This is a genomic window from Klebsiella sp. HMSC16A12 (genome assembly GCF_001808265.1).
Lineage (GTDB): Bacteria > Pseudomonadota > Gammaproteobacteria > Enterobacterales > Enterobacteriaceae > Klebsiella > Klebsiella pneumoniae.
In genome coordinates, this window is record NZ_KV792636.1 from 80,410 (window position 1) to 93,005 (window position 12,596).

Here is a 12,596-nt window from a genome sequence, read left to right on the forward strand (position 1 = left end):
GTAGGCCGGGCAAGCGCAGCGCCGCCCGGCAACAGGCACAAGAGATGAACGGAACCATCCGGCAGTCACCGGCAATGAACATCCAGCGCCGTTCCCGCTTCAATGCCCGGTGGCGATTGCGCCTTACCGGCAATGGACATCCAGCGCCTCTCCCGCTTCAATGCCCGGTGGCGGCTGCGCCTTACCGGGCCTACACGCGGTTCCGTAACGATGTAGGCCGGGCAAGCGCAGCGCCGCCCGGCATCGGGTATAAAGGCTGGAGAGATCCGTCCGCCAGACGCCTGCGCCGCGGGTCAAGCTTTGCTCTCCTGCAGCAGCTGCTGGATCACCTGCTCCTGGCGGGCATAATCCCCTTCGCCGAATGCGGTATAACGCAGCTGTCCGCGAGCGTCGAAAATGTAATGCGCCGGCCAGTACTGATTGCCGAAGGCGTTCCAGATGGCGTACTCATTATCCGCCACCACCGGGTAGGTTACCCGCCAGTCCTTCACCGCCTGGCGCAGCAGGGGCAACGAACGCTCCCAGGGATATTCCGGGGTATGAACGCCAATCACCACAAGGCCCGCCGCGCGGTATTTGTTCGCCCAGTCGCGCACGTAAGGCAGGGTATGCTGACAGTTGATACACTCCCGGGTCCAGAAATCCACCAGCACCACTTTGCCCTTCAGACGCTCCTGAGTTAACGCCGGGCTGTTGATCCATGCGCTGCCCCCCGCCAGAGAGGGCATCGCGCTGCTGGGCTGCGGCGCGGCGATCGGCTGGAGGCTGGTCTTTTGCTCCGGCTGCGGCAGACGGGCGGCCAGCCGCTGCTCCAGCGCCTGGCTCAGTCCACCAGCGCTTTGCAGATAGCGATCGCCGCCGCTAGCGATCAGCGCCACCGAGGCCAGCATTGCCCCCCCTGCCAACCGGCGCAGCCGTTCGCCGAACGCCTGTCCGCGACGCAATCTGGCGATCAACGCCGCCCCGCACCACCCCAGCAGGAATAACATCAGCGCCCCGCCGCTGCCGTAGGCCAGCAGCAAGCCGCCGGTAGTCGCCTGCCCCGGATGCACAAAGCCCAGGCTAAGTATCGCCCCCAATACCGGCCCGGCGCACGGCGCCCACAGCAGGCCCACCGCCAGCCCGGCCAGCAGAGAACCGATCCAGCCGCGCTGGCGTGAACTGGCATCGTTAAGCTGATTCCCCAACGCTACCAGGGGTGAGGTCAGCCGTTGCGCGACGCGTTGCGAAAGCAGACTCAGCCCGACCAGGGCGAAGAACGCCAGCGCCAGACCGCGGCCTGCGAGGGTCAGATTCACCACCCAGCCGCTGGCGACCGTCACCAGCCAGGAGACAGCGCCGAACATCAGCGCCATTCCTGCCAGCATGATCGCCAGCTGCCCCCGGCGGCCCCGGACGCTGGCGAAAAGCAGCGGGATCACCGGCAGCGTACAGGGGCTCAGCAGGGTTAACATTCCGCCCAAAAATGCAATTAATATCGACATCGCCTTCTCCTCATTATGCCGTCGCTGCCGAGAGTGGCAGCCACGACATTACAGCAAGGCCATGTAAGGCGAATGTGTCGGGAAAGGGGGAGAATTGTCGGCTTAGTTATCCGTCTTTCCCGGAGATACAGCAGGATACAATCCCGCCGCGGCAAGGCGAACGCTGGCGTCCAGGCCGCCCTGCGGGCGGTTGGCCAGGCGCAGCGCGCCGTCCATCTGGCTGACCAGCTGCGCGGCGATCGCCAGCCCCAGGCCGGTGCCGCCGGTATCGCGATTGCGCGAGTCCTCCAGGCGATAAAACGGCTGCAGCACCTCCTGCAGCGAGGCCTCCGGGATCCCCGGCCCCTCATCCAGCACATGAAGGGTGATATCTCCCACGGCGTCACGGGTCAGGGTTACCGTGGCCGTCGTACCGAATTTCAAGGCGTTATCGATAAGATTGGTCATCACCCGGCGCAGAGCCTGCGGCGGGACCCACACCACCCCGGCGGTCTCTTCGGGACAAAACTGGACCGGCCGGCCGACATCGGCATAATCGCAGACGATGGTGTCGAGAAACGCATCGAGATTCAGCCGCTGTCGCGCCTCCTCCAGCGGCTGCGAGGTGCGGGCGAAGGCGATGCCCTCCCGCACCAGACGGGTCATATTGTCGAGATCCTGCAGCAGTTTGTCGCGCAGTTCCGGCTGGTCGGCCATCTCCACCCGCAGCTTCATTCGGGTTATCGGGGTTTGCAGATCGTGGGAGATGGCGGCAAGGATCCGCGCTCGCTCCTGCAGATGATCGTGGATGCGCGCCTGCATCGCGTTAAACGCGCGGGCGGCGCGACGCACCTCCTCCGGCCCCTGCTCGGCCATAGTTCCCGCCGTGTCGCTGGCCGGCTCCAGGGCATTTACCGCGTGGGTAAAGCGGGAGATGGGCAGCAATACCTGGCGAACCGCGTACCAGGCGCAGGCCAGCAGGAGGACAAACTGAGCGATCAGCACCACCGGCAGCCAGCGGGCGATGGCCGGTAGTTTCGGCCACAGGTCGAGGGTCAACGGCGCGCCGTCGTGAAGGGTAATATGGGCCTGAATATGCTGCCGCGGGCCGGGGATCGCCACAATACTTACCGGATACTGCGCGCTCAGCGCCTCCTGCAGGGAGCGCGCTGCGTCCCGGGCGCGCCAGCTGTCCGGGTAATCGCCGCGCTCCCCGGCGTCCAGCAGATAGCGATAATTGCCGCGCGCCAGCTTCGGCAGCCATTGTGGGCGCTCAGCGGCCGGCAGGCGGTCAAGGATCGCCACGCTGGTGGCGACATCGGAAGCCAGATTCCCCAGCATCACGCTGCGAGCGCTGCTCATACGCTCATAAAACAGCAGCGACAGGGTTAAGGTATTCGCCAGCAGCAGCGCCAGAAACAGCAGCGCCATCAGCCTCGACTGCAGCGAGGCGGGCCAGAACCTCATTCATGCCTCTCGCGAATGGAGACCGGCACCGACAGCACATAGCCTTCGCTGCGCACCGTTTTAATGTAGGCCGGCTCGCGGGCATCCTCCCGTAGCCGCTGGCGCAGTCGGCTCACCAGCAGGTCAATTGACCGCTCAAACAGTTCCGCGTCGCGTCCCTGGGTCAGATTGAGCAGCTGATCGCGGTTCAGCACCCGCTGGGGATGGTCGAGAAACACCCGCAGCAGCCGATACTCCGCCCCGCTGAGGGCGACGATGGCGCCGCTGTCGTCCAGCAAATGGCGAGCGGCAGTGTCGAGCAGCCAGTCGCCAAAGGCGATCAGCCTGCCCGCCTCGGTGATCTGCAGGTTCGGCGGCAGCGCCCGGGTGCGGCGTAAAATGGCTTTGATGCGCGCCAGCAGTTCGCGAGCCACAAAGGGCTTAATCAGATAATCGTCAGCCCCCATTTCCAGGCCGAGGATCCGGTCGCTGTCATCGGTGCGGGCGGTGAGCATCAGCACCGGGATATCCTGCTGCGGGTTAGCGCGCAGCTGGCGACAGAGCGTTAAGCCATCCTCTCCCGGCATCATAATATCCAGCACAATCAGGTCAATTTGATGGTTTTTGAGTACCGACCACATGGCTTTGCCGTTCGCCGCGCCGCTGGCGCGATATCCCGATTTTTCCAGATAGTCGACAATCAGTTCCCGGATGTCGCGGTCGTCGTCGACGACCAGGATGTGGTCAATACGCTCCAAAGGCTGCTCCTGCGGCAAAATAAACTCTTCACAAGCATAAGCCGTGTTGCCGGAAGCGCAACGTCGCGCCGCCGGCAAGGCGCGGGTTACAAACGATCGGCGTCCACCACCGCCTGCACAAACGCCGTCGGATCCTCCTGCGGCGGGTTATGGCCCACCGCTCCCGGCAGATCCCGGTGCTCATATTTACCGGTAAATTTGGCACGGTAGCTGGCGGGAGCCGGATGCGGCGCGCCGTTATTCGCCCCTTCCAGGGTGATGGTGGGCACGGTTATCGGCGGTAGCACCGCCAGCCGTTGTTCATAGCCGGCATACTTCGCTTCCCCTTTCTCCAGCCCCAGGCGCCAGCGGTAGTTGCTGATGGTGATCGCCACATGGTCCGGGTTATCCAACGCCTGGGCGGTTTTGGCAAAGGTCGCGTCGCTGAATTGCCACTGCGGCGACGCCTGATGCCAGATAAATTTCGCAAAGTCGTGGGTGTTTTGCCGGTAACCGGCCTCCCCACGCGGAGTGGCAAAATAGAATTGATACCACCACGACAGCTCAGCCTGCGGCGGCAGCGGTTTTTCGCCAATCTGCTGACTGCTGATCAGATACCCGCTCACCGAGACCAGGGATTTCACCCGCTGCGGCCACAGCGCGGCGACGATATCCGCCGTGCGCGCGCCCCAGTCAAAACCGGCCAGATCCGCCTGCCTGATGTTAAGGGCGTCCATCAGATGGACAATATCGGCCGCCATCGCCGACGGTTGACCGTTACGCGGCGTGCTGGCGGAGAGGAAACGGGTCGTGCCGTAGCCACGCAGATACGGCACGATCACCCGGTAACCCTTCTGCGCTAGAGCCGGCGCCACCTGGGCATAGCTCTGAATGTCGTAGGGCCAGCCGTGCAGCAGGATCACCGGCTGGCCGTCGCGTGGGCCGATATCCACGTAGCCAATATTCAGGTCGCCGGCGCGGATCTGCTGGATCTTGACGAACGCCCCCGCGTCTTCAGCGGCGCAAACGGCGGCGGACCACAGGGAGGATAACCCCAGCGCCACGGCGCTGGTATAGCGGACTAGGGATAATCTGTTCATCGTTTTCTCACCTTTTATCTTCATCAAGAGAGTAGTGACCAGTAAAGCGGAAATTTGTATCCGCCATGTGCCCGACCGGGGCCATTTTTATCTCTTAATGTCAGCGCTGCGCCGCGAGATACAGTGTGAAACAAAGTCGAGGTTGGCAATTGTTGCGGGCATGTGAATTTATGCTTGCCCCGGGAGATAAATCCGTTACCGTGGCAGGCATTTTTCACCACTTAAGAACGCAGGAACCCGCTATGGCGATTTTTGATGGTCACAATGACCTGCTGCTGAATCTCTGGCTTCACCATCGCGAGGATCCGGTGAGCGCCTTCTTTGCCGGGATAGAGAACGGCCATCTCGACTATCCGCGCATGCTGCAAGGCGGATTTGCCGGCGGGCTATTCGCGCTATTCGTGCCACCGCAGGAATATATTGCCCGTATGACGCCGCAATACGCCAGCCAACGATGGGATCCGATCGATATCCTCTGGCAGCAACTGGACATCCTGAAGCAACTTATCGCCCACTCCGCTGGACGCTTGAGATTGTGTCTGAGCGCGGCGGATATCGAACGCTGCCGCGAGGATGAGGTACTGGCGATGGTGGCGCATATTGAGGGTGCCGGAGGTTTTGATGGCGAGGGCCGCGACCTGCAGGCCTTTTATGCCGCCGGGGTCCGCAGCATTGGTCCGTTCTGGAATATTGCGAACCGCTTCGGCAGCGGCGTTAACGGTTCGTTTCCCGGTAGCCCGGACACTGGGCCTGGACTGACTGCGTCAGGTATCGATCTGATTAAGCAGGCCAATGCCTTGAAGATGCAGATTGACGTGTCTCATATGAATGAAAAAGCGTTCTGGGATACCGCCCATCACTCAACGTCACCGCTGGTGGCCACCCACTCCAATGCCCACGCCCTGTGCCCGCAGCCGCGCAATCTGACCGACCAGCAACTGCGGGCGATCCGCGACAGCGGCGGCGTGGTGGGCGTCAATTTCGGCAATGCTTTCCTGCGCGCCGACGGCCGGCGCGATAGCGACACGCCCTTAACCACCATTGTCCGGCATATCGACTATCTTATTAACATAATGGGTGAGGATCATGTGGCCCTTGGCTCGGATTTTGACGGCATCACCCTGCCGGACGAGCTGGGCGATGTGGCCGGCTTACCGCGGCTTATCAATACCTTGCGCGCTAGCGGCTATGATCAATTGGTGCTGGATAAGCTGCTGTGGCGGAACTGGCTACGGGTATTAAAAAATGTTTGGCAACAATAGGTTATATTGTAAACATAAAGTTAATTCCTTACAGATTCCGGGTTGATCTCTCTCCCGGTGAAGCGCAATATGCGGCAGCCATCACAGATCCACCATTATCCGTGAGGCCTGTAGTCATTTTTAAGAGGAACAAAACATGTGGAAGAAACCTGCTTTTATCGATTTACGTCTCGGTCTGGAAGTGACGCTGTACATTTCTAACCGTTAATCGCCCCGCCCGCCGTTCGCGCGGGCACCTTCATTCATTACCCGGTCCGTCTTCATGTTCATTAAAGTCCTCGGTTCCGCCGCCGGCGGCGGTTTCCCGCAATGGAACTGCAACTGCGCCAACTGTCAGGGTCTGCGCGATGGCACCATTCAGGCTGCCCCCCGCACCCAGTCGTCAATTATCGTCAGCGACAACGGTAAAGAGTGGGTGCTGTGCAACGCCTCGCCGGATATCAGCCAGCAGATTGCCCATACCCCCGAGTTAAATAAAGCCGGCGTACTGCGCGGAACGCATATCGGCGGCATTATTCTCACCGACAGCCAGATCGACCACACCACCGGGTTGCTGAGCCTGCGGGAAGGCTGCCCACATCAGGTCTGGTGCACCCCGGAGGTTCATGAGGATCTCTCCACCGGCTTCCCGGTGTTTACCATGCTGCGGCACTGGAACGGCGGCCTGGTGCATCATCCCATCGCTCCGCAGCAGCCTTTTACCGTTGACGCCTGTCCTGATTTGCAGTTTACCGCGGTGCCTATCGCCAGCAACGCGCCGCCCTATTCGCCGTATCGCGACCGGCCGCTGCCGGGTCATAACGTGGCGCTGTTTATCGAAAACCGCCGCAACGGGCAGACGCTGTTCTATGCCCCGGGGCTGGGTGAGCCGGATGAAACCCTTCTGCCCTGGCTGCAAAAAGCGGACTGTCTGCTGATCGATGGCACCGTCTGGCAGGATGATGAGCTGCAGGCCGCCGGCGTCGGGCGCAATACCGGCCGCGATATGGGCCACCTGGCGCTCGGCGATGAGCACGGGATGATGGCCCTGCTGGCCTCCCTGCCGGCAAAACGCAAAATTCTCATTCATATTAATAACACCAACCCGATCCTTAACGAGCAGTCTCCCCAGCGCCAGGCGCTAACGCAACAGGGGATCGAAGTGAGCTGGGACGGGATGGCAATCACCCTTCAGGATACCGCATGCTGATCACTGACACGCTGTCGCCGCAGGCCTTTGAAGAGGCTCTGCGGGCTAAAGGCGCCTTCTACCATATTCACCACCCTTACCACATCGCCATGCATAACGGCGACGCGACCCGCGAGCAAATTCAGGGTTGGGTGGCGAACCGGTTTTATTACCAGACCACTATTCCGCTGAAAGACGCGGCGATTATGGCCAACTGCCCGGATGCGCAAACCCGGCGCAAATGGGTGCAGCGGATCCTCGACCACGACGGCAGCCACGGCGAGGACGGCGGGATTGAAGCCTGGCTGCGGCTGGGGGAAGCGGTCGGTTTGAGCCGCGACGATCTGCTCAGCGAGCGTCACGTGCTGCCCGGCGTGCGATTCGCAGTGGATGCCTATCTTAATTTCGCTCGTCGCGCCTGCTGGCAGGAGGCGGCCTGCAGCTCCCTGACCGAGCTGTTCGCCCCGCAGATCCATCAGTCGCGCCTCGACAGCTGGCCGCAGCATTATCCATGGATCAAAGAGGAAGGCTACTTTTACTTCCGCAGTCGTCTGAGCCAGGCCAATCGCGACGTTGAGCATGGCCTGGCGCTGGCCAAGGCCTACTGCGACAGCGCTGAAAAACAGAACCGGATGCTGGAGATCCTGCAGTTTAAGCTCGACATTCTGTGGTCGATGCTCGATGCCATGACCATGGCCTATGCCCTGCAGCGCCCACCCTATCACACGGTCACCGACAAGGCGGCCTGGCACACGACCCGACTGGTGTAATCATGCAGAAAACGTCCATCGTTGCCTTTCGTCGCGGCTACCGACTGCAGTGGGAAGCCGCCCAGGAGAGCCATGTGATCCTCTATCCGGAGGGTATGGCCAAACTCAATGAGACCGCCGCGGCGATCCTCGAGCTGGTCGATGGCCGGCGCGACGTCGCGGCGATTATCGCCATGCTTAATGAACGTTTCCCGGAAGCCGGCGGCGTCGATGACGACGTCATCGAGTTCCTGAAGATCGCCTGTCAACAGAAGTGGATCACCTGCCGTGAACCAGAGTAAACCCACCGTCAATCCGCCGCTGTGGCTGCTGGCGGAGCTGACCTACCGCTGCCCGCTGCAGTGTCCCTACTGTTCCAATCCGCTGGACTTCGCCCGGCAGGATAAGGAGCTGACCACCGAACAATGGATCGAGGTCTTTCGCCAGGCGCGGGCGATGGGCAGCGTTCAGCTGGGCTTTTCCGGCGGCGAGCCGCTGACCCGTAAAGATCTGCCGGAGCTGATCCGCGCCGCGCGCAACCTCGGGTTCTATACCAACCTGATCACCTCCGGGATAGGGCTGACGGAGAGCAAACTGGACGCCTTCAGCGAGGCCGGGCTGGACCATATCCAGATTAGCTTCCAGGCCAGCGATGAAGTGCTCAACGCCGCGCTGGCCGGCAACAAAAAAGCCTTCCAGCAGAAGCTGACCATGGCCAAAGCCGTGAAAGCGCGCGACTACCCGATGGTGCTCAACTTCGTTCTCCACCGGCACAACATCGACCAGCTCGATAAAATTATCGAGCTGTGCATTGAGCTGGAAGCCGATGACGTTGAGCTGGCCACCTGCCAGTTCTACGGGTGGGCGTTTCTTAATCGCGAAGGGCTGCTGCCGACCCGGGAACAGATCGCCCGCGCCGAGCAGGTGGTCGCTGACTACCGGCAGAAAATGGCCGCCAGCGGCAACCTCACCAACCTGCTGTTCGTCACCCCGGACTATTACGAAGAGCGGCCGAAAGGCTGCATGGGCGGCTGGGGATCGATTTTCCTCAGCGTCACCCCGGAAGGCACCGCCCTGCCTTGCCACAGCGCGCGCCAGCTGCCGGTGGCATTTCCGTCGGTGCTGGAGCAGAGTCTGGAATCGATCTGGTATGACTCATTCGGCTTCAATCGCTACCGCGGGTATGACTGGATGCCGGAGCCGTGCCGCTCCTGTGATGAAAAAGAGAAGGACTTCGGCGGCTGCCGCTGCCAGGCCTTTATGCTGACCGGCAGCGCCGATAACGCCGACCCGGTGTGCAGCAAATCCCCGCATCATCACAAAATCCTCGAGGCCAGGCGCGAAGCGGCCTGCAGCGACATAAAAGTCAGCCAGCTGCAGTTCCGCAACCGTACCCGCTCGCAGCTGATCTACCAAACCCGGGACCTGTAATGACGCTGGCGACCCGCACCGTCATTTTGCCGGGCGGCCTGCAGGCCACCCTGGTCCATCAGCCGCAGGCGGATCGCGCGGCTGCCCTGGCGCGGGTCGCCGCCGGCAGCCACCACGAACCGTCGCGCTTCCCTGGGCTGGCGCACCTGCTGGAACACCTGCTGTTTTACGGCGGAGAGCGCTACCAGGATGATGACCGACTGATGGGCTGGGTGCAGCGCCAGGGCGGAAGCGTGAATGCCACCACCCTGGCTCGCCATAGCGCGTTCTTTTTCGAGGTTGCCGCCGATGCTCTGGCTGATGGCGTCGCGCGTCTACAGGAGATGCTGCAGGCCCCGCTGCTGCTCAGGGAAGATATTCAGCGCGAAGTGGCGGTGATTGACGCCGAGTACCGCCTGATCCAGCAGCATGAGCCATCGCGCCGGGAAGCCGCGGTGCGCCACGCCGCCAGCGCGCCCGCGGCGTTTCGCCGCTTTCAGGTAGGCAGCGCCGACGCGCTGGCGGGCGATCTCGCTGCGCTGCAGGCCGCCTTAGGCGATTTTCACCGCACCCATTACGTCGCCCGGCGAATGCAGCTCTGGCTGCAGGGACCGCAGTCGCTGGAGGCGCTCGGCGAGCTGGCGGCCCGTTTCGCCGCCGGGCTTGCCGCAGGCGAGCCTCCGCCGCCGGCGCCGCCGCTGCGCCTGGGCGAGTTCACTGCACTGCAGCTGGCGGTCTCCAGCCAGCCCGCGCTGTGGCGCTGCCCGCTGATCGCTTTAAGTGACAACGTCACGTTACTGCGCGAGTTTTTGCTGGATGAAGCCCCCGGCAGCCTGATGGCCAGCCTGCGCCAGCGCCGGCTGGCCGGGGATGTGGCGCTGAACTGGCTGTATCAGGATCGGTACCTCGGCTGGCTGGCGCTGGTCTTCGCCAGCGACCGGCCGGAAGAGGTCGACCGGCAGATAACCCACTGGCTGCAGGCGCTACAGCAAACGACGCCTGAGCAGCAGCAACACTACTATCAGCTATCCCGCCGCCGCTTTCAGGCGCTGTCGCCTCTCGATCAGCTGCGCCAGCGGGCATTCGGCTTTGCCCCCGGCGCGCCGCCCGCCGGGTTCGCCGATTTTTGCGCCGCCCTGCAGGCCGCCCCGTCGGTCAGCCTGGCCTGTCAAACCGTTTCCCCATGGGAGCCTGTTGCCACCCAGGGCTTTAGCCTGCCGCTTAGCCGCTGGCGCCGCCGCCCTGAGTCTGACCCGGCGCTGGCGTTCGCTTTCTATCCGCAGGCCGCTGGCGATCTCGTTGCCAAATGCCCGGAGAAAGCCGCGCCGCTGCTCCATCTCCCGTTACCGGAAGAGCCGCCGAGGCTCCTGCTGCGACCGCCCTTCTACTGCTCGCCCGATCAGGCCGAAGGACTGGCGCGTGGGGAACAGCTGCGCCCACAGCTTGCCGCCCTGCGCCATGCCGGGGGACACGGCGAGTGGCATCTGTTCGACGGCAGCTGGCAGTTGACCCTCCAGCTGCCGGAGCCAGGCCGACGGCCGGAGGCGATCCTGCAGGCCATCCTGCGGCAGCTCGCGCTCCCGGTCGCCTCGCTGACCCCACCGCCGGAAAGTATCGCTATCCGTTATCTCATGGCTCAACTCCCCGAACGGCTGGGTACATCCGGGCATCAGAAAGGTTGGCTGGCGGCCCTGGCCGGCGGCAGCGCAGAAGATGCGCAGTGGATAGCGCGTCAGCTGAGCCTGATTACCGCCCCGGTTAATCCGCCGATGCCCGCTCCGGCGCCCTGCCGCCGCGGCGTCGAACGTCTGGTTTATCCGGGAGGCGATACGGCGCTGCTGGTCTTCATTCCGCTGCCGGATGGCGCCTCGCTGGCGGCCCTGCGGCTGCTGGCGCAGCATTGTGAGCCGCTATTTTTCCAGCGCCTGCGGGTGGAGCAGCAGATTGGCTATGTGGTGAGCTGCCGCTATCAGCGGGTCGCCGATCGCGACGGGCTGCTGATGGCGCTCCAGTCCCCGGATCGCCGCGCCGGGGAATTGCTGCGCTGTGGTAAAGACTTTCTGCGCCAGCTGGCCCCCATGGATGAGGCGACCTTCAGACCGCTACAGCAGCGCCTGGCCGCTCAGATCCGCGCCAGCAGGCCGCCTGAGGCGCGGGCGCTGTCCGCCCTGCGTCAGGAGTATGGTTTACCAGAGCTAACGCCGCAGGCGGTCGACGCGCTGCGCGTTGCAGAGGTGGCCGATCTGGCACGCGAAATGACCCGCCGGCGTCGCCGCTGGCAGGTGCTGTTCACGACAGGGGATTAATGGCCGGGGGCATCCGGGGTCAGAAAGGCGCTGACGAAGCGCGTAAGGATCGCCGCGCCCTGCGGGCTCTCCTGCACCTCGTCGTGTAACCGCTGCGCGTCAATACCTTCCGCCTGCAGCACCGCCTCCCGGTGGCGGATCAGCGAACGGGCTATCGGCGCGGTAAATTCCGGGTGAAATTGCGTAGAGACCGCGTGCGGCCCATAGCGCACAATCTGGTGGGGATCGTGGGAGGACGCGGCCAGCACCGTGGCCCCTTCCGGCAGACGAGTCACGGTTTGCAAATGGCTCAGATGCGCAGGAAATGTAGCCGGCAGGCCGCTCAGCAGCGGATCATCGATACCCCATGGCGACAGCGTAATGGTTTGGCTGCCGCTTTCCCGCCCGCCAGGATGATACGCCACCTCGCCCCCCAGGGCATGGGCCATCAGTTGATGACCATAACAAACGCCGAACAGCGGCATGTCGATAGCCACCGCCTGCCGGATCCAGTCGGCGGTCCGTTCGCTCCACGCCAGACGATCGGTTACCATCGCCCACGAGCCGGTCAGCACCGCTATGGTCTGGTTATCCGGCGTCGGCAGCGGTTCATCTTCAAACACCCGCACCGTGGTGAGCTGCGTCTGCCACGGCGCCAGCAGCGTGCGAAACCAGCGCGGCAGATCGCCATGCGCCTGGCGAATGGCCGTCGGCGGCGTGCCGGTCTGGACCAGCAGTAATCGGTTACGTGTCACCTTTCCTCCTCGCTCCGGGTCATGTTCCCGTAAAACACTATGCCGCCGGGAAGACGATGGGACAAATAACCAATTACTATGGACGATGCGCCTGCGGAATAAGTCCTGTCGCTTACTGGGCATCGGCGCTGTCACGCTGCGGCACATCGGCTGCCGCCGAAGATGCCTGCTGCGGGACAAAAATATGGTCCAGGATGGCGCGCGCCGTCGGTCCGGCCACC

Annotated in this window: 13 protein-coding genes; 7 read left to right on the forward strand and 6 right to left on the reverse strand. The window is 63.0% G+C overall.

The window, feature by feature from the left end:
• Nucleotides 1-293: 293 nt before the first annotated feature.
• From HMPREF3140_RS19960 to HMPREF3140_RS19975, 4 genes are all read right to left on the reverse strand, one after another.
• Nucleotides 294-1,484 (reverse strand): cytochrome c biogenesis protein/redoxin, encoded by a 1,191-nt coding sequence (locus HMPREF3140_RS19960; RefSeq protein WP_023342793.1) that lies wholly within the window; start codon nt 1,482-1,484, stop codon nt 294-296.
• A gap of 102 nt (nt 1,485-1,586) precedes the next feature.
• Nucleotides 1,587-2,930, reverse strand: coding sequence for an ATP-binding protein (locus HMPREF3140_RS19965; protein WP_023286472.1), 1,344 nt, complete (start codon nt 2,928-2,930; stop codon nt 1,587-1,589).
• Complete coding sequence (locus HMPREF3140_RS19970; protein WP_004180014.1) at nt 2,927-3,667, reverse strand: response regulator; 741 nt, start codon at nt 3,665-3,667, stop codon at nt 2,927-2,929. The genes HMPREF3140_RS19965 and HMPREF3140_RS19970 overlap by 4 nt, the downstream gene beginning before the upstream one ends.
• Nucleotides 3,668-3,753: 86 nt before the next feature.
• Complete coding sequence (locus HMPREF3140_RS19975; RefSeq protein ID WP_023285174.1) at nt 3,754-4,746, reverse strand: alpha/beta fold hydrolase; 993 nt, start codon at nt 4,744-4,746, stop codon at nt 3,754-3,756.
• Between the two features lie 242 nt (nt 4,747-4,988).
• On the opposite strand from HMPREF3140_RS19975, the gene HMPREF3140_RS19980 reads away from it, so the two are divergent.
• The 7 genes from HMPREF3140_RS19980 (at nt 4,989) to pqqF (ending at nt 11,641) form a co-directional block, all read left to right on the forward strand.
• Nucleotides 4,989-6,008 (forward strand): dipeptidase, encoded by a 1,020-nt coding sequence (locus tag HMPREF3140_RS19980; RefSeq protein ID WP_032411537.1) that lies wholly within the window; start codon nt 4,989-4,991, stop codon nt 6,006-6,008.
• Between the two features lie 136 nt (nt 6,009-6,144).
• Nucleotides 6,145-6,216: a pyrroloquinoline quinone precursor peptide PqqA gene (pqqA, locus tag HMPREF3140_RS19985; RefSeq protein ID WP_002905689.1), complete on the forward strand. Its 72-nt coding sequence runs from the start codon at nt 6,145-6,147 to the stop codon at nt 6,214-6,216.
• A 54-nt stretch (nt 6,217-6,270) separates the two neighbouring features.
• Nucleotides 6,271-7,197 carry a pyrroloquinoline quinone biosynthesis protein PqqB gene (gene pqqB, locus HMPREF3140_RS19990; RefSeq protein WP_004148467.1) on the forward strand — a complete coding sequence of 309 codons (927 nt, stop codon included), beginning with the start codon at nt 6,271-6,273 and terminating at the stop codon, nt 7,195-7,197.
• Nucleotides 7,191-7,946, forward strand: a complete 756-nt coding sequence (gene pqqC, locus HMPREF3140_RS19995; RefSeq protein ID WP_004143685.1) for a pyrroloquinoline-quinone synthase PqqC — start codon at nt 7,191-7,193, stop codon at nt 7,944-7,946. The genes pqqB and pqqC overlap by 7 nt, the downstream gene beginning before the upstream one ends.
• Before the next feature lie 2 nt (nt 7,947-7,948).
• Complete coding sequence (gene pqqD / locus HMPREF3140_RS20000; protein WP_002905695.1) at nt 7,949-8,227, forward strand: pyrroloquinoline quinone biosynthesis peptide chaperone PqqD; 279 nt, start codon at nt 7,949-7,951, stop codon at nt 8,225-8,227.
• Nucleotides 8,214-9,356 carry a pyrroloquinoline quinone biosynthesis protein PqqE gene (pqqE, locus tag HMPREF3140_RS20005; protein WP_070553081.1) on the forward strand — a complete coding sequence of 381 codons (1,143 nt, stop codon included), beginning with the start codon at nt 8,214-8,216 and terminating at the stop codon, nt 9,354-9,356. Before pqqD ends, pqqE begins: the two co-directional genes overlap by 14 nt.
• Nucleotides 9,356-11,641 carry a pyrroloquinoline quinone biosynthesis protein PqqF gene (pqqF, locus tag HMPREF3140_RS20010; protein ID WP_064185793.1) on the forward strand — a complete coding sequence of 762 codons (2,286 nt, stop codon included), beginning with the start codon at nt 9,356-9,358 and terminating at the stop codon, nt 11,639-11,641. Before pqqE ends, pqqF begins: the two co-directional genes overlap by 1 nt.
• On the opposite strand, the gene HMPREF3140_RS20015 is transcribed toward pqqF, so the two are convergent.
• The gene (locus HMPREF3140_RS20015; RefSeq protein ID WP_016946774.1) at nt 11,638-12,375 is read right to left on the reverse strand and encodes a glutamine amidotransferase; all 738 of its coding nucleotides are present in this window, start codon (nt 12,373-12,375) and stop codon (nt 11,638-11,640) included. The two genes, pqqF and HMPREF3140_RS20015, sit on opposite strands and share 4 nt — an antisense overlap.
• 112 nt (nt 12,376-12,487) lie before the next feature.
• Nucleotides 12,488-12,596, reverse strand: a 109-nt coding sequence (locus HMPREF3140_RS29675; protein ID WP_416376821.1) for a hypothetical protein, incomplete at its 5' end; no start/stop codon positions are given.